Annotated in this window: 19 protein-coding genes; 10 read left to right on the top strand and 9 right to left on the bottom strand. The window is 69.8% G+C overall.

What is annotated here, in order from left to right:
* The first annotated feature begins 57 nt into the window (after positions 1–57).
* Entirely contained in the window at positions 58–1,428 is a 1,371-nt protein-coding gene (gene gdhA, locus PFX91_RS16620) for an NADP-specific glutamate dehydrogenase (RefSeq protein ID WP_285732899.1), read from the top strand.
* A 52-nt stretch (positions 1,429–1,480) separates the two neighbouring features.
* Here the strand turns inward: gdhA and PFX91_RS16615 are convergent, their stop codons facing one another.
* Positions 1,481–2,782 (bottom strand): sensor histidine kinase, encoded by a 1,302-nt coding sequence (locus tag PFX91_RS16615; protein ID WP_285732897.1) that lies wholly within the window; start codon positions 2,780–2,782, stop codon positions 1,481–1,483.
* A 118-nt stretch (positions 2,783–2,900) separates the two neighbouring features.
* On the opposite strand from PFX91_RS16615, the gene PFX91_RS16610 reads away from it, so the two are divergent.
* Both PFX91_RS16610 and PFX91_RS16605 read left to right on the top strand, forming a co-directional pair.
* Complete coding sequence (locus tag PFX91_RS16610) at positions 2,901–3,809, top strand: ABC transporter ATP-binding protein (RefSeq protein ID WP_285732895.1); 909 nt, start codon at positions 2,901–2,903, stop codon at positions 3,807–3,809.
* Positions 3,806–4,567 (top strand): hypothetical protein, encoded by a 762-nt coding sequence (locus PFX91_RS16605; protein WP_285732894.1) that lies wholly within the window; start codon positions 3,806–3,808, stop codon positions 4,565–4,567. Before PFX91_RS16610 ends, PFX91_RS16605 begins: the two co-directional genes overlap by 4 nt.
* 45 nt (positions 4,568–4,612) lie before the next feature.
* Here PFX91_RS16605 and PFX91_RS16600 read toward each other — a convergent pair whose 3' ends face one another.
* From PFX91_RS16600 to PFX91_RS23165, 3 genes are all read right to left on the bottom strand, one after another.
* Positions 4,613–5,314, bottom strand: coding sequence for a response regulator (locus tag PFX91_RS16600; protein ID WP_285733020.1), 702 nt, complete (start codon positions 5,312–5,314; stop codon positions 4,613–4,615).
* Between the two features lie 209 nt (positions 5,315–5,523).
* Positions 5,524–6,501, bottom strand: a complete 978-nt coding sequence (locus PFX91_RS16595) for an aldo/keto reductase (RefSeq protein WP_285732892.1) — start codon at positions 6,499–6,501, stop codon at positions 5,524–5,526.
* Positions 6,502–6,726: 225 nt separating this feature from the next.
* Positions 6,727–7,248 (bottom strand): VOC family protein, encoded by a 522-nt coding sequence (locus tag PFX91_RS23165; protein WP_352231695.1) that lies wholly within the window; start codon positions 7,246–7,248, stop codon positions 6,727–6,729.
* 386 nt (positions 7,249–7,634) lie between these two features.
* Here PFX91_RS23165 and PFX91_RS16585 point away from each other — a divergent pair, with 386 nt between their 5' ends.
* Positions 7,635–7,835, top strand: coding sequence for a hypothetical protein (locus tag PFX91_RS16585; protein ID WP_285732888.1), 201 nt, complete (start codon positions 7,635–7,637; stop codon positions 7,833–7,835).
* A gap of 346 nt (positions 7,836–8,181) precedes the next feature.
* The gene (locus PFX91_RS16580) at positions 8,182–9,606 is read left to right on the top strand and encodes a non-reducing end alpha-L-arabinofuranosidase family hydrolase (RefSeq protein WP_285733017.1); all 1,425 of its coding nucleotides are present in this window, start codon (positions 8,182–8,184) and stop codon (positions 9,604–9,606) included.
* A 382-nt stretch (positions 9,607–9,988) separates the two neighbouring features.
* Here the strand turns inward: PFX91_RS16580 and PFX91_RS16575 are convergent, their stop codons facing one another.
* A complete protein-coding gene (locus PFX91_RS16575) occupies positions 9,989–10,498 on the bottom strand; it encodes a GNAT family N-acetyltransferase (RefSeq protein WP_285732886.1) in 510 nt (169 codons plus the stop codon).
* Positions 10,499–11,062: 564 nt separating this feature from the next.
* Here PFX91_RS16575 and PFX91_RS16570 point away from each other — a divergent pair.
* Complete coding sequence (locus PFX91_RS16570) at positions 11,063–12,670, top strand: TROVE domain-containing protein (RefSeq protein ID WP_285732884.1); 1,608 nt, start codon at positions 11,063–11,065, stop codon at positions 12,668–12,670.
* Between the two features lie 395 nt (positions 12,671–13,065).
* Here the strand turns inward: PFX91_RS16570 and PFX91_RS16565 are convergent, their stop codons facing one another.
* A complete protein-coding gene (locus PFX91_RS16565) occupies positions 13,066–13,968 on the bottom strand; it encodes a TetR/AcrR family transcriptional regulator (protein WP_285732882.1) in 903 nt (300 codons plus the stop codon).
* A 74-nt stretch (positions 13,969–14,042) separates the two neighbouring features.
* Here PFX91_RS16565 and PFX91_RS16560 point away from each other — a divergent pair, with 74 nt between their 5' ends.
* The 4 genes from PFX91_RS16560 to PFX91_RS16545 all read left to right on the top strand — a co-directional run bounded on the left by PFX91_RS16560 (position 14,043) and on the right by PFX91_RS16545 (position 19,020).
* A complete protein-coding gene (locus PFX91_RS16560; protein ID WP_285732880.1) occupies positions 14,043–16,313 on the top strand; it encodes an ATP-binding cassette domain-containing protein in 2,271 nt (756 codons plus the stop codon).
* 214 nt (positions 16,314–16,527) lie between these two features.
* On the top strand, positions 16,528–17,169 hold the full coding sequence (locus PFX91_RS16555) for a TetR/AcrR family transcriptional regulator (RefSeq protein ID WP_285732878.1): 642 nt from the start codon (positions 16,528–16,530) through the stop codon (positions 17,167–17,169).
* A gap of 10 nt (positions 17,170–17,179) precedes the next feature.
* Positions 17,180–18,373 carry an acyltransferase family protein gene (locus PFX91_RS16550; RefSeq protein WP_285732876.1) on the top strand — a complete coding sequence of 398 codons (1,194 nt, stop codon included), beginning with the start codon at positions 17,180–17,182 and terminating at the stop codon, positions 18,371–18,373.
* Between the two features lie 92 nt (positions 18,374–18,465).
* Positions 18,466–19,020: a sugar O-acetyltransferase gene (locus PFX91_RS16545; RefSeq protein ID WP_285732874.1), complete on the top strand. Its 555-nt coding sequence runs from the start codon at positions 18,466–18,468 to the stop codon at positions 19,018–19,020.
* A gap of 109 nt (positions 19,021–19,129) precedes the next feature.
* Here PFX91_RS16545 and PFX91_RS16540 read toward each other — a convergent pair whose 3' ends face one another.
* The 3 genes from PFX91_RS16540 to PFX91_RS16530 all read right to left on the bottom strand — a co-directional run bounded on the left by PFX91_RS16540 (position 19,130) and on the right by PFX91_RS16530 (position 22,734).
* Positions 19,130–21,022 (bottom strand): ABC transporter ATP-binding protein, encoded by a 1,893-nt coding sequence (locus PFX91_RS16540; RefSeq protein WP_285732871.1) that lies wholly within the window; start codon positions 21,020–21,022, stop codon positions 19,130–19,132.
* A 149-nt stretch (positions 21,023–21,171) separates the two neighbouring features.
* Positions 21,172–21,936, bottom strand: coding sequence for an MBL fold metallo-hydrolase (locus PFX91_RS16535; RefSeq protein ID WP_285732869.1), 765 nt, complete (start codon positions 21,934–21,936; stop codon positions 21,172–21,174).
* A gap of 102 nt (positions 21,937–22,038) precedes the next feature.
* On the bottom strand, positions 22,039–22,734 hold the full coding sequence (locus tag PFX91_RS16530; protein WP_285732867.1) for a GAP family protein: 696 nt from the start codon (positions 22,732–22,734) through the stop codon (positions 22,039–22,041).
* Positions 22,735–22,777 lie beyond the last annotated feature (43 nt).

Genomic DNA, 22,777 nt, shown 5'->3' with positions numbered 1-22,777 from the left:
CCGACACAACGGCGTGTGGGGTGCCCGTTCCATCCGTGTCGAAAGGAACGCTCACCCATGCCCTTTTCCTCTGACGCGCGCCGCGACCACCACCCCGGCGTCCGCTCGGCCTACGAGCACGTCGTACGTCGCAATCCCGCTGAGCCGGAGTTCCACCAGGCGGTACTGGAGGTACTGGACGACCTCTCGCCCGCACTGACCCGCCACCCCGAGTACGACGAGCAGCGCATCCTGGAACGCCTGTGCGAGCCCGAGCGCCAGATCATCTTCCGGGTGCCCTGGCGCGACGACCAGGGCCGCGTGCACGTCAACCGCGGTTTCCGCGTGGAGTTCAACAGCGCCCTGGGCCCCTACAAAGGAGGGCTGCGCTTCCACCCCAGCGTGAACCTGGGCGTGATCAAGTTCCTGGGCTTTGAGCAGATCTTCAAGAACGCCCTGACCGGTATGAGCATCGGCGGAGGCAAGGGCGGCAGCGACTTCGACCCCAAGGGACGCTCCGAGACCGAGATCGAGCGGTTCTGTCAGTCGTTCATGACCGAGCTGTACCGTCACCTGGGCGAGCACACCGACGTTCCGGCCGGGGACATCGGTGTGGGCGCCCGTGAGCTGGGCTACATGTTCGGCCAGTACCGGCGCCTGACCAACCGTTGGGAGGCCGGGGTCCTCACCGGCAAGGGGCTGGAGTGGGGCGGCTCGCGAGTACGCACCGAGGCCACCGGATACGGCACCGTGCTGTTCACCCAGCGGATGCTGGAGCGTTCGGGGCAGAGCCTGGACGGCCGTCGCGTGGTCGTCTCGGGTTCGGGCAACGTGGCGATCTACTCGGTGGAGAAGGCCCAGCAGTTGGGCGCCAAGGTGGTGGCCTGCTCCGACTCCTGCGGTTACGTGGTCGATGAGAACGGTATCGACCTGGACCTGCTCAAGCAGGTCAAGGAGGTGGAGCGGGCACGCATCAGCGTCTACGCCGAACGACGCGGCGCCGGCGCCCACTACGTGGAGGGCGGCAGCGTGTGGGACGTACCGTGCGAGGTGGCGCTGCCCTCCGCCACACAGAACGAGCTGGACGCCCAGGCGGCCCTGACTCTGGCCCGCAACGGGGTGGTGGCGGTGGCCGAGGGCGCCAACATGCCCACCACTCCCGAGGCGGCCAAGGTGCTGCGTGAGGCCAAGGTGCTGTTCGGCCCCGGCAAGGCGGCCAACGCCGGAGGGGTGGCCACCAGCGTGTTGGAGATGCGTCAGAACGCCCGACGCACCTCCTGGTCCTTCGAGCACGCCGAGGGTGAGCTGGCCGCGACGATGGCCGACATCCACGACCGCTGCGAGGAGGCGGCCGAGCGTTACGGCTGCCCGGGCGACTACCTGCTGGGCGCGAACGTGGCCGGGTTCGAGCGGGTGGCGGGCGCGATGCTCGCCCAGGGCCTGATCTGATCGGCGACGGTGGCCGGCCGCGCCCCTCCCCCCGGGCCGGCCACCGCCGCGCTCACCCCCATCCGTGGTCGGCGAGGTAGAGCACCGCCAGGAGCACCACGATCACCACGGCGGGCCACAACGTGCCGACCAGGCCACGTCGCAGGGCACGGCGCGCGTCGGCCTCGGCGTGACGGGAACGCGGGGCCCTGGACGGCGGGGAGGGCACCACCGACGCCTGTAGCGGCAGATGCGCGCGGAGCACGAACTCACCGTCCCTGGGCCCGGCCTCCAACCGGCCGCCCAGCAGGCGGACGCGTTCGTCCAGCCCCACCAGCCCATATCCGCCCGGTTCCTGCTCGACCGTCGTGGTCAGGGCGTTGGTCACGGTCACGACCAGGTGTTCTCGCCGGTGTCGCAGACACACGCGCACCGGGCCGCCCAGAGCGTGCTTGGCGGCGTTGGTCAACCCCTCCTGGACCACGCGGTAGGCGGCGTGGGCGGTGGCCTCCCACAACGGCGGGGCCGCACCGGGGTTCACCATGGATCCGTGCAGCCGCACGTCCATGCCCGAGACGGCCGCGCGGCGCACCAGTTCGGCCACGGGATCACCTGTGGACGACACCGGTGCGGTGTCGCCCTCCTCGCGCAGCATGCCGATGATCGCCCGCAGACGTTCGGTGGCATCGGCCGCGCTCTGGCGCAGCTCGCCCGCGGCCCGACGTCCCTCCCGCCCGGTGCGGGGGTCGACCTGCAACGCCGCCGCGCGCACGGCGATGAGGCTGATCTCATGGCCCAGGGAGTCGTGCATGTCGGCCGCGATCCGGGTCCGTTCACGCAACCGCACCTGCTCGGCGACCCGGTCCTGTTCGTGCTCCAGCTGCCGGGCGAGGTTCCAGCCCGCGCGGATGAGCTGTTCCTGACGACGGACGAACTGCCCCACCGTCCATGGCAGCACCACCAGGAGCAACGCGGTACTACCCAACTCGAACCAGTCGTCGGTGCCCGAACCCGGCCAGGTCAACCGGGCCAGGGCGATGACGCCCAGACAGGCGGCGAGTGAGACCACGGCCCGCCTTCCCCCGGTCCGACGGCCCAAAAGACAGGCCAGGAGCATCCCGGTGAAGGCCAGGTGGTCGGTGTACAGGCTGCCCGTCACCACCACCGACACCACCGCGGGGGCCGCGGCGGCGACCGTGGGCAGTCGGCGCGAGACCAGGACCGCGACGACGACCACGGGCACGGCGAGGACCTGTAGTTCCGTGACCGACATCCGGGCCTGGGAAGGCAGACCGGACGCCGCCAGAACCGGCACCAACAGGACCAGGGCCACCAGGGCGTCGATCATCCACCGGCCGCCCGGCATCCTCTCCATCCCTTACACGGCCCCACACTATGCCGCCGCGGGCCCCGCCCACCCCCGACGAAAGTCAGGGGCCCGGGATGCCGATCGGCTCGTGCGGGCCGGTGCACGCGACCGTAGGTTCACCACCGTGATCAGACTGAACCGACTGACCAAACGCTACGCGGACAAGACCGCCGTCGACGGCCTGACCCTGGAACTGCGACCGGGCACCGTCACCGGATTCCTGGGCCCCAACGGCGCCGGCAAGTCCACCACGATGCGGCTCATCCTGGGCCTGGACACACCCACCGGCGGCAGCGCCCTGGTCAAGGGCGTGCCCTACGCCGAACTACGGCAGCCGCTGCGCACCATCGGCGCGCTGCTGGACGCCAAGGCCGTGCACCCGGGCCGTTCGGGGCGCGACCACCTGCGGGCCATGGCCCTGAGCCAGCGCATCCCGTTGCGGCGGGTGGAGGAGGTGCTGGAACTGACCGGCATGACCCAGGCCGCGCGACGCCGGGCCGGCACCTACTCGCTGGGAATGAGTCAACGGCTCGGCATCGCGGGCGCGCTGCTGGGCGACCCCGAGATCCTCATGCTCGACGAACCCGTCAACGGCCTGGACCCCGACGGTGTCCGCTGGATCCGTACCCTGCTCAGATCCCTGGCCGAACAGGGGCGCACGGTCTTGGTCTCCTCCCATCTGATGAGCGAGATGGAACAGACCACCGACCGGCTGATCGTGCTGGGCAGGGGTCGGCTCGTCGCCGACACCACGATGGCCGGTCTTCGTGCCGCGACCGGCACCACGGTCCGCGGCCCCGACCTTGGGCCGCTGGCCCAAACGCTGACCGAAGCCACCTGGAGCGGCCCCCACGAACTCACCGTGCCGGGCGTGCCGCCCTCACGGGTCGGAGAGCTGGCGCACCGACTGGGGGTGCGACTGCACGGGCTGGAGGCCGTGGAGCCCTCGCTGGAGGAGTCCTACATGAAGTTGACCGCGCACAGCGTGGAGTACGCCGCCGAAGTCGCCACCGCACCACAGGAGAACACGTGAACACCCCTTCCCTCGCTTTCCCCGCACCCGCCGCCGCGACCACGTTCTCGACCTTCCTGGCGGAGACGTACAAGCTCGCCAGCGTCCGCTCCACCTGGTGGTTCCTGGGCGGCGCGGCGGCGGTCATGCTCGCGTCCACACTGTCCGAGCCCGACGACGGCGACCCGACCACCGTGCCGGCGGTCACGGCCGCCGTGCACGCACTGCTGTACTACGTGCAGTACATCCTCCTCGCCTTGGGGGTCCTGGTCGCCACCAGCGAGTTCGCCTCCCGCAGTATCACCGTGACACTGGCCTGCACCCCCTCACGCACCCGGGTCCTGGCAGCTAAGACCCTGGTCGTGGGCACGACCGTGTTCGCCGTCGGAACCGCGATCGCGGCCTTGGGCGTGGGCGTGGCCGGGGCACGATTCGACGAACTGGGGACGATGGGCGCCCAGCACGCCGGTCAGGTGGTGGCGATGGGCCTGTACCTGGCGTTGCTGGCGGTGCTCGGTCTGGGCGTCGGCACCCTGGTGCGGCGCACCGCCGGGGCGCTGGCGATCCTCGTGGTGTTGCTTTTGCTGGTCCCCGAACTATTGGGCTTCGCCGCGGACAGGCTCTCCGCCCCCTGGCTCGCCACGTTCGCCGAGTACACGCCCTCACCGGCCGGGTGGCTGCTGATGTCGGGGCGGTGGGAGTACGCGCCGGTACTGGCGGCCTGGGCCGCGGCGGCGGTGGGAGCCGGAGCCTGGGTGCTGCGGGCGCGCGACGTGTGACCCCCGCAGGGGGCGGGAGGGGCGTTCATGGGCGCCCGACCGGCTCTACCCGTGCGCCGGGCCCGTGCCGGGACCCTCGGCGGGGTCGGGTTCGGTCTCGTCGACGATGCCGGCCTTGTGGGCGAGCACCGCCGCCTGCACCCGGTTGCGCAACCCCAACCGGGTCAGCACGGTGCTCACGTGCGCTTTGACCGTCCCCTCCACCAGGAACAGGCGCTGGGCGATCTCGGCGTTGGACAACCCCGCGCCCACCAACGCCAACACCTGGCGTTCGCGCGGGGTGAGCGTCTCCACGCGCTCCCTGGCGGCCGAACGCCGTGTCAGCGCACTGGTGCTGACGTGCTGGATCACCCGGTGGGCCACCTTGGGGGAGAGGTAGGAGGCCCCGTGGTGGGCCGCGCGCACTGCGGCCATCAGCTCGTAGGGGTCGCCCGACTTGAGTAGGAACCCCGACACCCCGGCCTCCAGGGCACCCGCGATGTACTCGTCCTCGGAGAACGTGGTCAGCATGATCACGGCCGTTCGCGGCAGCACCCGCCGCAGCTCGTCGGCGGCGCTGAGCCCGTCCAGGACGGGCATGCGAATGTCGAGCAGCACCACGTCGGGCCGGTGCGCCAACGCGGTCCGCACAGCGGCCCGACCGTCGGCGGCCTCGGCGACCACCTCGATGTCCTCGGCGGCCGAGAGGATCGCGCGCAGCCCGGCCCGCATCATCGCCTCGTCATCGACCAGCAGTACCCGGATCACGCCGCTCATCGTAGGCGATACCGCTACCAGGCCCTCACCTTGAGCAGGGGTCTTAGGCCGGTCGAAGGGCCGCGGCGGCCCAGCGGACCCACGACGAGGAGCGGTCCCCGTCCGAAGAGGGGGACCGCTCACACGGGTGCGGAGCTACCGGGCGGAAGCCGGCCCGGCGTCCCGCGACGCCAAGAACGCCTCCCGCTGTCGGCCGACCCTCACCACAGGTGGTGGACCTGGGGACGGACGAGCTCGTCGTAGACCTCGTCCACCCGGGCCCGGACCTCGGCGGAGAGCGGAGCCAGCTCGGCGGCCACGGTGTTGGCGCGCGCCTGGTCGGCGTTGCGGGCACCGGGGATGACCACGCTGACACCCTGCTGGTCCAGGATCCAACGCAGCGCGAACTGGGCCATGGCCACGCCCTCGGGCACCAGCGGACGCAAACGCTCCACCGCCTCCAGGCCGGTGTCGTAGTCGAGGCCGGAGAAGGTCTCGCCCTTGTCGAAGGCCTGGCCCTGACGGTTGAAGTTGCGGTGGTCGTCCTCGCCGAAGGAGGTGGCGGCGGTGAACTTGCCCGAGAGCAGGCCGCTGGCCAGCGGGACGCGGGCGATGACGCCGACGCCGGCCCGGCGCGCGGCGGGCAGCACCTCCTCCAGGGGCTTGTGCCGGAAGGCGTTGAGGATGATCTGGACGGTGGCCACGCCCGGTCGGGCGATGGCCGCCAAAGCCTCGGCGCAGGTCTCCACCGACACCCCGTAGGCGCGCATGCGCCCCTCGGCGACCATGGCGTCCAGGTCGTCGAAGACGGCGTCGGTGTCGATGACCTGGGAGGGCGGGCAGTGCAGCTGGACCAGGTCGATGGTGTCCACGCCCAGGTTCTTACGGGAGCGGTCGTTCCAGGCCCGGAAGTTGTCGGGGTTGTAGTTGGCGGGGACCTGCTCGGAGCGCCGTCCCATCTTGGTGGCCACGGTGATGTCGGGGCGTTCCTTGAGCAGTCGGCCGACGAGCTGCTCGCTGCGGCCGTCGCCGTAGACGTCGGCGGTGTCGAAGAAGGTGACCCCGGCGTCGGCCGCCGCGTGCAGGGCGGCCATGGCGTCGGTCTCGCTGACCTGACCCCAGGCGTCTCCGATCTGCCAGGCGCCGAAGCCGATGACGCCCACATTGGTGCCGGTACGGCCGAGTACACGTGTTTCCATGACTGCGATCCTACGACCGTGGGAGCGTTCCCAGGCGGGTGACCACTGTGTTCTGTCTCCCCTCCCACAGCATCGGCCCGCTCTTTCGCCCCACCGGGGCCTGGGGCGCGCACCTCACGACGCCGGACGGTGACGGCCAAGGCCCCGCATCTCACAGCGGGTACGGCTGTGCCGCTGTGCCGCACGGTTTCGGGACATGGCCGCGGTGGCGGTCCCGGGACGGTGTCAGCCGCCGAAGCCGGTCAGCGCGCCTCGCTCGTCGAACCCGGCCCCGGGGACCCAGGCGATCTCCCAACGGTCGCCCTCGGGGTCGGCGACGTAGGCGGACCGCCCTGCCCAGGGACGCTCCACCGGTTCGGCCACGGCCTTGGCACCGGCCCGCACGGCCGCGTCGAAGGCGCCGTCCACCTGGTGGGGAGGAAACGACCGTGTGCCCGTTTCCTTTCGCGCGGGCGAGGCCGCCGCCGAGGTCGAGTCTCGACTCCGGCGGCACCGGACGGGGGATCGCCATCGCCCTGAAGGGCGACCACCGACTCGGCCCCACGAACGTCCGGTACCGACGTCGCCGCACGGACACACCCCTGTACAGGGGCTCCACCTGTACACGCCCGAAGGCGCACGAGCACAAGGGGCCGTGCCGGCGTGCCCCGGCGCGTGCCTTCTCCCTGGCCGCCTGGCAAGGCCCGATCCACTCCGGGGGATACGGATGATCGAGGCCGGGCCGCCCACCCCGCCGATCCGATCCATCGGAAGGAGAGGAGCCAGAACATGAGGAAGCCCCCGCGCAACGCGTGGTCACGCGGGGGCTTCCTCATGTCACCGCCGGGACCTTCGGGCCCCCCGACACCGTCGGTCCGGCGCGGCCGAGCGGCACACATCCCCCGTACGTCCCCCGTAGGCGCTCGGCCCCGCGTCTGCGACCCCTTCCATCCGACCGCGTCCGATCGGATGAGGCTCACAGACGCGTGCTCGACTTCCTACCCGCTTCGTCAGGGCTAAACATCCGCCGCTCTCATGCCCGGTGATCCGGGTCACTCTCAAGGCCAAGGGGCGGACGCACTCGGGGTTTCCTCGAAATGTCCTGGGCAGCCGAGCCGAGGACCTCGGGTTCCCTTCCGGCAGAGGAGGGCTCCGTGTCGTTTCAGGCCTATCTGGACACCATCGAGGACGAGGCCGATCTGGTGCCCCGCCTTCTGGTCGATCGCGTGGAAGAGAAGGGCTACGACGCCTCTTCGGCCCGGACACCGTCCTCGAGTGACCCGCCCAGGACCACGGGCTGGGACGCGGTCACGCGATGGTCCTGGTCCACGCCCACAAGAAGGGGTCGACGATGACCCCATGACGAGGCGGCGGACCTTCTTTTTCCGGAACTTCTCTGCAAAACGGGTCTTGACTTCCGATGTGTCGTCGCTCAGATTCGACGGCAAGGGCAAGGACGCCCCGGCTTCCGGACAAGACTGTCGCGGCGGAACCCGATCCAGGCATGCGGCGGATCGTCCGAGCAAATGTTAACGCTAACATTCCCGAGTGCAGGCCCAGGACCCGCGAACACACCCCCCTCGGGCGGACCGTGCGGCTCAGGCCTTTGGAAGAAGGACCATGGCGACATTGAGCAGGTTCCCCAGCTCACCACCCTCACACCGGCGAGGACGGTTACTGCGGTTCGTCACCGCCGGTGTGATGGCCCTGGTGACCGGCAGCGCCGGTGCCATGATGGCGCCGATGCCCGCCGCCGCGGCGGAGGTCGACACCGACGCCTGGTACGTGCTGGTGAACCGCGGCAGCGGCAAGGCGTTGGACGTGTACAACCGGGCCACCGGTGACGGGGCGCGGATCACCCAATGGGCCCGCAACGACCAGGACCAACAGCAGTGGCGGTTCATCGACTCCGGCGGCGGCTACTACCGGCTGGAGTCACGCCTCTCGGGCAAGGTACTGGACGTCCACGACTGGTCGACCGCCGATGGCGCCGCCATCGTCCAGTGGACCGACCATGACCAGGCCAACCAGCAGTTCCGGTTGGAGGACTCCTCCGCAGGCCACCTCCGACTGATCAACCGGCACAGCGGCAAGGCCGTGGAGGTGCAGGGCGCCTCGACCGCCGACGGCGCCGACATCGTGCAGTACCGCGACTGGGGCGGCGACAACCAGCAGTGGCGACTCGTCCGCGTCGACGCCGAAGGCCCGGGTGGTACGTGCGCGCTTCCCTCGACGTACGACTGGGCCTCGAGCGGCCCGCTGGCGCAGCCCAGACCGGGATGGGTCTCGCTCAAGGACTTCACCCACGCCCCCTACGAGGGCCGGCACCTCGTCTACGCGACCACCCATGACACGGGAACGTCCTGGGGCTCGATGAACTTCGGCCTCTTCGACGACTGGTCCGACATGGCCTCGGCCGCCCAGAACCCGATGCCCTTCGCCGCCGTCGCACCGACGCTCTTCTACTTCGCTCCCCGGGACATCTGGGTGCTCGCCTACCAGTGGGGCGGCCCCGCCTTCTCCTACCGGACATCGACCGACCCCACCGATGTGAACAGCTGGTCGTCGGCGCGGACGCTCTTCGACGGAAGCATCGCCGACTCCTCCACCGGCCCCATCGACCAGGCGCTCATCGGCGACGACACGCACATGTACCTGTTCTTCGCCGGAGACAACGGCAGGATCTACCGGTCCAGGATGCCCATCGGCGACTTCCCGGGCAGCTTCGGATCGACCTACACGACCATCATGTCCGACAGCACCAACAACCTGTTCGAAGGGGTGCAGGTCTACAAGTTGGAGGGCGAGAACCGGTACCTCATGCTCGTCGAGGCGATCGGCGCGCGGGGAGACCGCTACTTCCGCTCGTTCACGGCCACCAGCCTGGACGGTACGTGGACACCGCAGGCCACCACCGAGAACAACCCCTTCGCGGGCAAGGCCAACAGCGGCGCCACCTGGACCGATGACATCAGCCACGGCGAGCTGATCCGCACAGGCCCCGACCAGACCATGACCATCGACGTCTGCGACCTTCAGTTCCTCTACCAGGGGCGGGCCCCCGGCTCCGGCGGCGACTACAACCTCCTGCCCTACCGGCCGGGTGTGCTGACACTGCGGCGCTGAGGAGGGAGCCGTCGGGCGGCGGACCCGCCCGGCATGCCCGCCGGGCCGGGAGCACGGTCACACAGACCCGAACCCACGGGTTCGCGACCCCCGGTCCGGCGGCCCCGGCCTCAGCGAAGGCCCTGCGCGCCCCCTTCCGGGGCCGGTTCTCGACCGTTCTTCGGCCACGGCAGGAGGCCGCGTCGGTGTCGGCGGTCCGCTCCCGCCCCATCCCGGTCGAGTCCGCTCCCCTCACCCACCACGACCAAGGTCCTACCGCCGTCAGGAGAAGGCCTTCCGTATGGCGGCCACCGTCCGGTCGGGGTACGGCGTCCACCAGGCACACCCCTTCCACACGCGAGGACCCACAGGCCGACCCCGTGCATCCGAACCACGGGAGCGGTCAGACCCCGAACGCGGCGGGATAGCGGATGGTGCCGGTCGGGACGGGGCGGGCGCGGTCCAGGGCCATGGCCATCATGGCTTCGTCGGGCACGTCGAAGGGCGCCCGGATACCGAAGCGGGAGGCGGGAGCGAAACCGAACCGGGGGTAGTAGTCGGCGTGGCCCAGGACGAGGACGAGGTTCTCGCCCCTGGCCGCGGCGGCCTCCAGGGCCGCGCGGATCGCGGCCGAACCGGCCCCTGTGCGTTGGGCGGAGGGCACCACCGCGCACGGGGCCAAGGCGAGGACGGGTGCACCGTCCACGTGGCAGCGGCTGAGCAGCGCATACCCGACCGGGGTGCCGTCAGGGGCGGTGGTGAGCATCGACAGGCCCTCGATCCACGCCTGGGGATCGGCGCGCAGGGCGTCGACGAGGTCGGCCTCGGCGGTTGTGGAAAAGGCCGCGAGGAGGATGTCGCGGATGGCCGGGATGTCGTCGGCGGCCTCGGGGCGAGTGGTCCAGGTGGTCATGGTCTCCTCGGCGGTGTCGGTGGGTGGCAGTGGGGGCGAAGCAGGCGGACAGCGTGGTCGTGCTCTCCTCCGTACCGGCGTCGCATGTCGACCTCTGCCTGATGTGGGGTGCCAGTTCGGTCACAGGACGGCACCACGCGAACCCGCGTTTCTTCTCCGCCCCGGCCGACAGCGGCACTGAACCACCTTGCCGGCTTCGGGAGTCGTGGGACCGACAGGACGCAAGGGCACCCGAGTGACGAAAAATCGGGATGAGAGGAGAACGTTTCTGCTGTACAGTCCCGGTCAGCACCTCCCGGTGCGCGGGACACGGTCACCTCTTTCGTCGAGAACTCCCACCGTGTCCGCCCTGATCTCGGGAGGACACCACTTCAGGGGATGCGCCCGGTGCGCAGGTGACGGTTACTTCGCCTCAGGAGCGGGTGGTTGCGGGTTCGAGTCCCGCCGTCGGCCCAAAGGCCGACGTAGCTCAATCGGCAGAGCGCCTACGTTCCGTCTCCGACTTGATCTCGGGCGCATCTTCTGAAGTGAGGTCTCCTCCCGGTGCGGAAGGAACTCTCACTCATGGCGAAGTTCAACCGGCCCGGCGTCCGCCCTGCCGTCCGCTCGCCCGTCACCAGCGACCAGACCCCTTCCGGTCGTACTTTCGAGGGGGGTGCCGGGTACGCGCGCGAGGCCAGGTCGGAACTGTGGCTGCTCGCCGTCCACAACATGGTCGGCGAGAACACCTTCTACGAGACCGCCGGGCAGCGCGACGACCGCTTCACCCGACTCGTCCATACCGTCGCCGTACAGGACCCGGACTGGTTCGGGTCCTTCGTGCGGTGGTCGCGTCACGAGGCGAACATGCGCTCCGTCTCCTTGGTCGCCGCCCTGGAAGGCGCCAAGGCCCGCCTGGACGCCGGAGCCCATGGCCATTCCCGCCAGTGGATCGACGCCGCCCTGGCCCGCGCCGACGAACCGGGGGAAGCCCTGGCGTACTGGACCGGCCGGTACGGGCGTCGTATCCCCAAACCCGTCAAGCGCGGCATCGCCGACGCCGTCCAGCGGCTGTACACCCCCCGGGCCGTGCTCAGGTACGACACCGCCTCGGCGGGCTTTCGCTTCTCAGACGTGCTCAACCTCGTGCACGCCGCTCCCGCCAAGGACAAGCCCTGGCAAGGGGCGTTGTTCGCGCATGTCCACGAGCGCCGCCACGATCGCGACACCCGACCCGACCCCGAACGGCTGCCGGTGTTGGCCGCCAACGCCCACCTGGTGGAAGCCGCCGCGACCGACCCCGGGCTGCTGCTGGTCCCCGACCGGCTCGCAAGGGCCGGGATCACGTGGGAGACGGCGCTGTCCCTGGCCGGGGACAGGGTGGCCAAGGCCAGGCTGTGGCAGGCGCTCATCCCCTCCATGGGGTACATGGCGCTGCTGCGGAACCTGCGTAACCTCGATGAGGCGGGGGTGACGGACGAGGTCGCCGAACAGGTCGCGGCGCGCCTGGCCGACCCCGAGCAGGTGGCCCGTTCCCGGCAGCTGCCGATGCGGTTCCTGTCCGCTCACCGGGCCGTCCCCTCGCTGCGGTGGGGGCACCCGTTGGAGAAGGCGCTCACCGCGTCCTTGGACAACATTCCCGAACTGCCCGGACGGACCCTGATCCTGGTCGACACCTCCTCCTCCATGGAAGCGGCGTTCTCCAAGGACGGGACCTTGATGCGGTGGGACGTGGCCGCGCTGTTCGGGATCGCGTTGGGTCACCGTTGCCAGAGCGCGGACGTGGTGTCCTTCTCCTCCAACCGCCGGTACTTGGGTGACCCGCCCGGAGCTCTCACCAAGGCGTTTCCCCTCAAGGCCGGCGAGTCCGTGCTGGGGGCCGTGGAGCGGTGGGGGAGCGGTGGATGGTTCCTGGGCGGTGGCACCGACACCGCACTCGCCCTGGGCAAGGAGTTCGGTGGCCATGACCGGGTCGTCATCGTCACCGACGAGCAGGCCTCCGACCGGGGGGACGTGGACACGGCGATCCCGGCGACCACGCCGATGTACACGTGGAACCTGGCCGGGTACGGGTATGGCCACGCCCCGTCGGGGAATCGGAACCGGCACACCTTCGGAGGGCTCACCGACGCGGCGTTTCGCACGATTCCGCTGCTGGAAGCCGGTCGGGACGCGACCTGGCCCTGGGAGTGACCCGGATCCGGAAAGCCTCTGATCTGAGAAGATCCGCTGTTGTGAGAGCGAGGAAGCCCCGCCCGGCGTCCACCGGAACCCAGGTTCTTACGCGGGACCCTCCTCGACCTCCACCCGGACAAGACCACGGACACCACAGCGCCGTACGCACGCTTCGTCGTTGTGTCTTTGACGGATCACACCGTCACCGACGAGGGTTCCCACCCGCGTGGTGCACCGCCCCGAGGGGGTTTCGAAAACCGGGTCCGGCCCCTCCCCGAGGTGGGGTCCAGGACGGTCCGCTCCTGCCGGAGGGCGCCACGTTCATCGAGACGAGCCGGATGAGTACCGCCTCTGCGCAGATCCCGCGCCCCGGCGGTGGCACCGCACACGGTGGGTCGCCCGTTGGCGCGACCCTACCCGGCCGTTTCCGGGCCACCGGCACCTGGTGAACGCGGGGGAGTGGTCGACTTCGGGGCACCGATCGCCGACCGTTCCTCCCCCTGCCCGGACACGCCCCGCCCCTGTGCACTGATCGCGGCCTCGATGCCGTCGAGCAGCGCCTCCAACCCGAACCGGAAGGTCTCCCACGCCTCCTGCTCCAGGTAGGGCTTGTCCATGTCCTCGTTGTCGAACGCCCCCTGCTCGCTCATGAGGGTCAGGGTGGGAAAGCGCTCGGCGAAGTCGGGGGCCACCCTCTCCAACTCGGCCGAACGTTCGTACCACCACTCGTCCTCAGGCCTACCCGTGACCGCCTCGGCCCGGCGGGCCTCGGAGGCGGTCCGAGCCGGTCCGCGCACCAGGGTGAACAGGTTGCCGTAGGCGCTGCGGATCCGCACCGGGGCCAACCCGGCGCGGTGCAGCACCGCGGCCAGCGACTCGAAGAGCCGATACTCGCCCGGCCCCAGCACCGGGCGGGCCTGAGAGACCTCCAACGTCCAGGGGTGGCGCAGACAGAAGTCCCACAACCGGACGGTCCAAGAGGTCGTGGCCGCCCGCCAGTCCTGTTCGGTGTCGCTTTCGGCCGCGTCGGCCAGCTCCGCGAAGGCCTGGTCGTACATCAGCTCGACGAGTTCGTTCTTGCTGGCCACGTAGGTGTACAGGGACATGGCGGTGCGACCCAGGCGCCCGCCCACGGCGCGCATGGACAGCGCGTCCATACCCTCCTCATCGGCCAGGGCGATGGCGGTCTCCACCACCAGGTCGACGCTGAGCTCCGGCTTTGGCCCGGGCGCGGTCCGCTTCTCCTTCCCGTCGCGGTCGCGCCACAGCAACTCCATGGCGCGACGGGCGTCCCCCTGTCCGGCGTAGACCACCACTTGCATCTCCTTACGACATAAACTAACGTTCGCAGGTCATCATCTTACGCCATAAGGAATTCCAAGGAGCAGTGTTGTCCTCCGAACCCTTCACCGCGGACGCCCACGACACCATCCAGGTGCGGGGAGCCCGGGAGAACAACCTCGCCGACGTGGACGTGGACATCCCCAAACGACGGCTGAGCGTCTTCACCGGCCTGTCCGGGTCGGGCAAGTCCTCCCTGGTCTTCGGCACGATCGCCGCCGAGTCCCAGCGGCTCATCAACGAGACCTACACGACTTTCGTCCAGTCGTTCATGCCCAGTCTGGGGCGCCCCGACGTGGACGCCCTGCACAATCTGAGCGCGGCCATCATCGTCGACCAGGAGCGGATGGGCGCCAACTCCCGCTCCACCGTCGGCACCGCCACCGACGCCGCCGCCATGCTCAGGATCGTCTTCAGCCGGGTGGGCACCCCGCGTCTGGAACCCTCCAGCGTCTTCAGCTTCAACAGCTCCGAGGGCATGTGCCCCGAATGCGAAGGACTGGGGCGCACCGACCAGATCGACATCGACGAGCTGGTGGACCGTGACCTGTCCCTGAACGAGGGAGCCATCACCGTCCCCGGCTACGGGGTGGGCACCTGGTACTGGCAGGTGTTCGTCCACTCGGGCCTGCTGGACGCCGACAAACGACTGGCCGACTACACCGAGCAGGAGTGGCACACCCTGCTGCACCTGCCCACCACCAAGGTCAAGGTGGGCACCAACTCCTTCTCCTACGAGGGGTTGATCCCCAAGATCAGGCGCACCTACCTGACCAAGGACCGCGAGAAGATGCAGACGGCGGTGCGCGCCTTCGTGGACCGGGCCGTGGTCTTCGCGGTGTGCCCCCAGTGCGAGGGCACCCGCCTCAACGCCCGGGCCCGCTCGGTCAAGGTCGCCGGACGCACCATCGCCGAGTGCTCGGCCATGCAGGTCGACGAGCTCGCCGCGTTCGTGACCTCCCTGGACGAGCCCTCGGTCAAACCCCTGCTGGACGGCCTCGGCCACACCCTGGACTCCCTGGTGCGGGTGGGACTGGGCTACCTGAGTCTGGACCGGGAGTCGGGCACCCTGTCCGGAGGTGAGGCCCAACGGGTCAAGATGGTCCGTCACCTGGGCTCCAGCCTCAGCGACGTGACCTACGTCTTCGACGAACCCACCGTGGGCCTGCACCCGCACGACATCGAGCGGATGAACCACCTGCTCCTGAGCCTGCGGGACAAGGGCAACACGGTCCTGGTGGTCGAACACAAACCCGAGACCATCGCCATCGCCGACCATGTGGTGGACCTTGGCCCCGGCGCCGGTCCCGCGGGCGGGCACATCACCTACACCGGGGACGTGGCCGGGCTGCGCGCCTCCGACACCCTCACCGGCAGGCACCTGGACCACCGGGTCGCCCTGCGCGAACAGGTACGCAGACCCACCGGTGTCCTCTCCATCATCGGCGCCGACACCCACAACCTCAAGAACGTGGACGTGGACATCCCACTCGGCGTGCTCACCGTGGTCACCGGCGTGGCGGGCTCGGGCAAGAGCTCGCTCGTCCACGGCTCCCTGCCCGCGCACGAAGGCGTGGTGGTGGTCGACCAGTCACCGATCCGAGGTTCGCGCCGCTCCAACCCGGCCACCTACACCGGCCTGCTCGACCCGATCCGCACCGCCTTCGCCCGGGCCAACAAGGTCAAGGCCTCCCTGTTCAGCGCCAACTCCGAGGGCGCCTGCCCCCAGTGCAAGGGAGCGGGGGTCATCTACACCGACCTGGCGATGATGGCCGGGGTCGCCTCCACCTGCGAACAGTGCCGGGGCAGGAGGTTCCGCCCCGAGGTGCTCGCCCACACACTGCGCGGCAAGGACATCAGCCAGGTGCTGGCCATGTCGGTGGTCCAGGCCCGGGACTTCTTCACCTCGGGCAACGCCCGCACCATCCTGGACCGCCTTCACGACGTGGGCCTGGGCTACCTGAGTCTGGGCCAGCCGCTGACGACCCTGTCCGGCGGTGAGCGCCAACGTCTGAAACTGGCGATCAGCATGGCCCGGCAGGGCGCGGTGTACGTGTTGGACGAACCGACCACCGGCCTGCACCTGGCCGACGTGGACCGGCTGTTGGCGTTGCTGGACCGCCTGGTCCAGGACGGCAACACGGTGGTGGTCGTCGAGCACCACCAGGCGGTGATGGCCCACGCCGACCACATCATCGACCTGGGTCCGGGTGCCGGGCACGACGGCGGTCGGGTCGTCTTCCAGGGCAGCCCCGCCGCCCTGGTCGCCGACGCCGACACCCTCACCGCCCGCCACCTGCGCGCCTACCTGGGCCACTGACACCGCGACCCCACCCACGTGGGCGCCTTCCTCCGGCGCGGGGGCGCCCACGCCCTTGGAGGGGGCCGTTCGGGGCCGGAGCGTCCGGGGCGTAGGAGGCCGGTGTCCACACACCCCCGCCCCGACCCCGGATCAGGGACGGGTGGGTGGCGCACCAGGGACGTACCAGGGAGATCCCCCATGGACTTCTGACCGCACGTGCTAGATTCTGGCCATGCGGTCAAAAAATGAGACGAGTGGTCAGAAGCGGTCCTTCATCGAGAAGGCCCGCAGGGCACAGATCATCACGGCGGCCGTCGACACCATCGCCGAGGTGGGCTACCCCAACGCCTCCCTGGCACGGATCGCCGACACCGCCGGGATCAGCAAGGGCGTCATCTCCTACCACTTCGCAGGAAAGGACGAACTGATGGACCAGGTGGTGACGGACATCTACACCGAGATCGGCGAGTCGGTCCTGCCTCGGATCATGGAACAACAGAACGCCGCCGACATGCTGCGCGCCCACGTGCGGGGCGTGGCCGGGTACGCGCTGACCCATCCCGGACGCATGGCGACACTGACGCAGATCTTCACCCACGCACGCAAGGCCGACGGGACCCCCCGCTACGGGGCCGCCGAGACCGAGGCCCTCTACGAGCCTTTGGAGAACCTCTACCGGGCCGGCCAGGACAGCGGAGAGTTCCGCGACTTCGACGTGCGGGTGATGGCGGTGACCCAGCAGGCGGCCCTGGACGCGATGTTCTCCTACTGCAGCCTCCACCCCGACCACGACCTGATGGCTTACGCCCACGAGCTGAGCGAACTCCTCGTGCGCGCCATCCGCGCAGACCCGCCTTCACCCGCTCCCATGTGATGAGGACACCATGACACGACAGACCACACCACCCCACGCCCCGACCGTTGCCGCACCACCCCCGCGCCGGCGCCTGCACCACATCGACAACCTGCGCGTGGCACTGACCGTCCTGGTGGTCCTGCACCACGTGGCGGTGACCTACGGCAACATCCCGGTCTGGTACTACACCGAACCCGCCCAGGACCCCTCCGGCGGCCTACTCGACGTGTTCGTCATCGTCAACCAGGCCTACTTCATGGGCCTGTTCTTCCTCATCGCCGGCTACTTCGTGCCAGGGGCGGCCGACCGCAGGGGAGGCCGGGGCCTGGTGCGTGAACGCCTGCGTCGCCTGGGCGTGCCCTTACTGCTGTTCGCGCTGCTGGTGCGTCCGTTCGTCACCGCCCACCACTATCCCGAGTGGGTGCGGCTCTTCCAGGCCGAGGGCTCCGAACTTCCCTACTGGCTCTTCTACCTGGTCAGCTTCGACCCCGGGCCCATGTGGTTCGCGGAGGTCCTGCTGATCTTCACCCTGGCCTACCTGGCTGTCCGCGGCCTGCGCGAGCGACGGGCCCCGCGCACCGACCTGACTCCCCGGCCCCCGGCCCGCCCCGAGGACACCGCGCCGCTGCGGTGGCTGTGGCCGGTGCTGGCCTTCACCGCAGGCCTGGCCCTTGTCACCTTCGTCTGGCGCTACCTGGCCCCCGCCCCCTACTGGCCCGTGGTCGGCCTGCCCTCACCCGGCCACCTGCCCCAGTACCTTTCCCTGTTCACAGTGGGGGTGTTCGCCTACCGCGGCAACTGGCTGTCCCGGCTTCCCGGTACCGCAGGATGGTTCGGCGCGGCCCTGGCCCTGACCGGTCTGGTGGTGGGAAGGGCGCTCCCCGTGGTGCTGGGCGAGGCCGTGCAGGCCCCCGGCACCTGGCAGGCGCTGGTACAGGTGATGGCCGAGTCCGTCCTGGCCACAGGGGCGGTGCTCACCCTGCTGGTGGGGTTCCGTCGTTGGGCCGACGTCGACAACCGCTTCACCCGATGGCTGTCCGACAACGCCTTCGCCGTGTACTTCCTGCATCCGCTGGTACTGGTGGGGACGGGCATGGCCCTGAGCGGCTGGCAGGCCGCCGCGCTGGCCAAGTTCGCCGTCATGGCCGTGATCGCGGTGCCCGCCTGCTGGGCACTGGCCGCCGCCGTGCGCGCCCTGCCCGGAGCACGTCGGATCCTGTGAGATCTGGGTCCGTCTCCGGCGGAGACGGACCCGCATTCCCTTTTTCTGCGGCCGCGGCCTAGGGTCGAGGCACAAGCCGAGCAGAAGGGACCATGGTGACAAGCCAGAAGGAACGTATGCTCGCCGGTGAGCTCTACCAGGCCGACGACCCCGAGTTGCAGGCCGACCTCATCCAGGCGGAGAAACGCGCCAAGGCGTTCAACGGCGCCTCCGCCGACGACCCCAACCGCAGAGCGCTCCTGGCCGCGCTGGTGGGCAACCTGGGACCGGACGCCTGGGTACGTCCGCCACTGCGGGTGGACTACGGCTACCACATCAGCATCGGGCCTCGCACGTTCGTCAACTGCGGCGCGGTGATGCTGGACGTGGCGCCGATCCGTATCGGCGCCGACGTACAGATCGGCCCGAACGTGCAACTGCTCACCCCCACCCACCCGATCGACCCCGAGCAACGCCTCGCCAAATGGGAGTCGGCCGAACCGATCACGATCGGCGACAACGTGTGGCTGGGCGGCGGGGTCATCGTCTGCCCCGGAGTGAGCATCGGGGAGAACACCGTGGTGGGCGCCGGTGCGGTGGTCACCCGTGACCTACCCGCCAACGTGGTCGCGGCCGGCAACCCGGCCCGCGTCATCCGCGAACTCTGAGCACACCATCACAGACCCCGGGCGGTCGCGTGGGCCGGCGGTGAGGAGTCCGGGCCGCTTGGAGGGAACAGGGGCCGTCCCCCGGTGGCGCCACCGGGGGACGGAGTCTTCAAGGGCCGAAGGCGGTGGCGGGTTCGGTGTCGCCGGAGGCGAACTGGGTCCGGTACAACTCGGCGTAACGCCCGTCACGGGCCAGCAGTTCGGTGTGGGTGCCACGCTCCACGATCCTGCCGTCCTCGACCACCAAGATGGCGTCGGCGGCGCGGACCGTGGACAGACGATGGGCGATGACCAGTGCGGTGCGGCCCCTGAGCGCCTCGGCCAAGGCGGCCTGCACCGCCGCCTCGGAGGTGGAGTCCAGCGCCGAGGTCGCCTCGTCCAGGATGACCACCTCAGGGGCGGCCAACAGCAGACGGGCGATGGTCAGCCGCTGGCGTTCACCTCCGGAGAAGCGGTACCCCCGCTCGCCGACCACCGTGTCCAACCCCTGGGGCAGGGAGGAGACCAGTGCGTCCACACGGGCGCGGCGCAACACCTCCCACAGCTCCTCCTCCCCGGCCTCGGGTCGGGCCAGTAGCAGATTGGCGCGGATGGATTCGTGGAAGAGGTGTCCGTCCTGGGTGACCATGCCCAAGGTGGCACGCACCGAGTCGAAGGTCAGCTCGCGCACGTCCACCCCGCCCAGGCGTACCGCACCGGCGTCCACGTCGTACAGGCGCGGGACCAGTTGGGCGATGGTGGACTTACCCGCCCCCGAGGAACCGACCAGAGCCACCGTCCGCCCCGGTTCGACACGGAAGGAGACGCCGTGCAGCACCTGGCGGTGTTCGGCCGTGTCCAGGGTGGAGACCTCCTCCAAGGAGGCCAGCGACACCTTGTCGGCGGTGGGATAGGCGAAATCAACCTGGTCGAACTCCACCGACACCGGCCCCGGGGGGACCGTCGTGGCGTCCCTGCTCTCCCGCACCAAAGGGCGCAGGTCCAACACCTCGAAGACCCGACTGAAGCTGACCAGGGCGCTCATGACCTCCACACGGGCACTGGCCAGGGCCGTCAAAGGGGCGTACAGGCGGGTGAGCAACATGCCCATGGACACCACGGTGCCCGCGTCGAGCCGGCCGCTCAGGGCGTAGAAACCGCCCAACCCGTAGACCAGGGCCAAAGCCAGGACGGAGACCAGGGTCAGCGCGACGAAGAAGACCTCCTGGACCATGGCGGTGCGCACCCCGATGTCACGGACCCTGTCCGCCCTGCGGGCGAACTCGGCCGACTCACGCTCAGGACGTCCGAAGAGCTTGACCAGGGTCGCGCCGGGGGCGGAGAAACGCTCGGTCATCTGGGTGCCCATGGCCGCGTTGTGGACGGTGCGTTCACGTTCGATCCGGGCCAGGCGGGCGCCCATGCGGCGGGCCGGCACCACGAAAAGGGGCAGTAGCACCAGGGCGAGCAGGGCGATCTGCCAGGACAGTGTGAGCATCACCGCCAGGGTCAGGAGCAGGGTGACCAGGTTGCCGACCACTCCGGAGAGCACGTCGCTGAAGGCGCGCTGGGCGCCGATGACATCGTTGTTGAGCCGGCTGACCAGGGCCCCGGTGCAGGTGCGGGTGAAGAAGGCGACCGGCATGCGTTGGACGTGGTCGTAGACGGTGGTGCGCAGATCCAGGATGAGGCCCTCACCGATGCCGGCCGACAGCCGGCGCACGACCAGCCCCAGGACCGCCTCCAGGAGCGCCACGAGGGCGATGAGCCCGGCCAGGAACAGCACCGGTTCCAGTGCTCCGCCGCCGGTGATGGCGTTGACGACCCTTCCCGCCAGGAGCGGGGAGACCACGGTCAGGGCGGCGGTGACCACGCTCAGCGCCAGGAACCAGCCCAGGTGGCGGGCATGGGGTCGGGCGAAGGAGGCGATCCGCCGCAGGACGGGCAGCGAGAAGGGACGCTGGTCCTCGTGTGCGTGCATCGCGTGGTAGATCGAGTTCCACGCGGTCATTTCCATGCTCATGGGCGTCCACCGGATCGTTCGGGGCTGGTAGGAAGAACCGTAGAACTTCAACCAATGTTGAGGTCAAACCTCGGGATGGGGCCCCTACGCCCCCTCGGTCATGCGCCCACCCCGGAAACGACGGCACCGGATCGTGGCGGGGGAGGGGCTCAGTGCCTGCCCACGTCGAGCGCGTGGCGCACCGCCTCCCGCGCCCCCTGGAACCAGGGCCGCCCGTGGCCGGGCAGCACCGTGGTGGCGCCGGTGGCGGCCACCGCGTCCAGGGACGCCAGGGCCCGCCGGGTGTCCTTGGTGGCCGCCGAGGCCACGATCTGCGGGCCCACGTGACCGGTGTAGGGGTCCAGGGTGACCAGGGCGTCACCGCTGAGGACGACGTCACGCTCGGGCAGGTGCAGGATGCAGTGTCCGTCGGTGTGCCCGGGGGTGTGCACGACCGTGGGACGACCGGGCAACGGCAGGGCGGTTCCGGTCGCCAGCTCCTCGGTGCCTTCGACCCCTTTGACGTTCAACGCCCCGGCCATGGCCATCCGCCCCAGCACCGGCAGGGAACGGGGGTGGGTCAGCGGATACAGAAGACGGTTGCGTTCGGGCCTGTACCGGTAGGGGTGGGCGGCCAGGCGGGTGTCCTTGGGATGGACCAGCACGGGCACGTTCCACTCCCTGCGGGCGCGCGCGGCGAAACCGACATGGTCGAAGTGGCCGTGGGTCAACACCAGAGCCCTGACCTCGTCGGGGCGCCGATCCGACCGCTCCAGCGCTTCCAGGACCATGGGCCACATGCTCGGCAGGCCCGCGTCCACAAGGGTCACGCCGTCGTCGTCCTCGATGAGATAGCAGTTGACGTGGGCGTGGGAGAGGAGACGAACGCCGTCGACGACCTCTGTGTTGACCATGGAACCCCGTGGAATCGTCATCTTCCTGATGTGCGATGTTCATCATCAGGCGACAGTGGAGGCCGGTCAAGCATGAGCGCCCCCCTTCGCGCGCGTCGCCCGCCCCCTTCGTCGCCCCCTCGGTCAAAGGCCGCTCAGGGAGATGCCCGTGCCCTCCAGGATCCCGGTGAGCCACACTCCGTGGCGAAGGACCAGGAATCCCGCGATGCCGATGACCCAGCCCATCGCCTCACGCGAGGAGGACTCGACCTTGGTGCGCCACCGTTCCAGGCGGGGACGCAGCCGCTCACCGAAGAGGCGGTGGGCCAGGTAGAGCAGGATCGGCGGGAGCACCATGACGAGGTTGTAGACGGCGAGCATGGGCACCCACACCGCCACCGGCAGGTCGGCGGTGGTCATGATCCCGATGGCACCGAAGTAGGGCAGGGCCGTGCCGCCCTCCAGCAGTCCGGTGGCCACACCCAGACCGATCATCGCGGTGGTGCCCAGCGCGGCGGGTCTGCGCTGTCTGCGCGACCCGGTCGGCATGAACAGGGCGTAGCCGAGCATGCCCGCGCCCAGCACCACCATCACCCACCCCAGGACGGGGCTGTCGGCCAGACCCTCCAGGGCCTGGAACAGCACCCCGAATCCGAGCATGAGCACACAGCCCAAGGTGAAGTAGAAGACCGCGACGGTGGCCAGGTAGGCGAACAGGGGGCGGGCCACCGCGTGCGTCCCGGTCAGTAACACATAAAGGGTGATCCCGATGGTGGCCGGACTGAGCGTGTCCAGCAGGGCCAATCCGGCGACCGGGACCAGGACGTCCAGGGGTGGCATGGAAGACTCCCGTCTCTTTAAAAGCACGCATGTGCTAAATAAA

Origin of the sequence: Nocardiopsis sp. ATB16-24 (assembly GCF_030271535.1) — a bacterium.
GTDB lineage: Bacteria > Actinomycetota > Actinomycetes > Streptosporangiales > Streptosporangiaceae > Nocardiopsis.
The sequence above is the reverse complement of the archived record's forward strand: the minus strand, read 5'-3'. Positions and strand labels throughout refer to the sequence as shown.

Bases quoted from the DNA above. Each gene is read 5' to 3' on its own strand.
- gdhA (WP_285732899.1), top strand. From the start codon at position 58: ATGCCCTTTTCCTCTGACGCGCGCCGCGACCACCACCCCGGCGTCCGC.
- PFX91_RS16615 (WP_285732897.1), bottom strand. From the start codon at position 2,782: ATGGAGAGGATGCCGGGCGGCCGGTGGATGATCGACGCCCTGGTGGCC.
- PFX91_RS16595 (WP_285732892.1), bottom strand. From the start codon at position 6,501: ATGGAAACACGTGTACTCGGCCGTACCGGCACCAATGTGGGCGTCATC.
- PFX91_RS23165 (WP_352231695.1), bottom strand. From the start codon at position 7,248: ATGGATCGGATCGGCGGGGTGGGCGGCCCGGCCTCGATCATCCGTATC.
- PFX91_RS16580 (WP_285733017.1), top strand. From the start codon at position 8,182: ATGGCCCTGGTGACCGGCAGCGCCGGTGCCATGATGGCGCCGATGCCC.
- PFX91_RS16575 (WP_285732886.1), bottom strand. From the start codon at position 10,498: ATGACCACCTGGACCACTCGCCCCGAGGCCGCCGACGACATCCCGGCC.
- PFX91_RS16570 (WP_285732884.1), top strand. From the start codon at position 11,063: ATGGCGAAGTTCAACCGGCCCGGCGTCCGCCCTGCCGTCCGCTCGCCC.
- PFX91_RS16555 (WP_285732878.1), top strand. From the start codon at position 16,528: ATGCGGTCAAAAAATGAGACGAGTGGTCAGAAGCGGTCCTTCATCGAG.
- PFX91_RS16550 (WP_285732876.1), top strand. From the start codon at position 17,180: ATGACACGACAGACCACACCACCCCACGCCCCGACCGTTGCCGCACCA.
- PFX91_RS16545 (WP_285732874.1), top strand. From the start codon at position 18,466: ATGGTGACAAGCCAGAAGGAACGTATGCTCGCCGGTGAGCTCTACCAG.
- PFX91_RS16540 (WP_285732871.1), bottom strand. From the start codon at position 21,022: ATGAGCATGGAAATGACCGCGTGGAACTCGATCTACCACGCGATGCAC.
- PFX91_RS16535 (WP_285732869.1), bottom strand. From the start codon at position 21,936: ATGACGATTCCACGGGGTTCCATGGTCAACACAGAGGTCGTCGACGGC.
- PFX91_RS16530 (WP_285732867.1), bottom strand. From the start codon at position 22,734: ATGCCACCCCTGGACGTCCTGGTCCCGGTCGCCGGATTGGCCCTGCTG.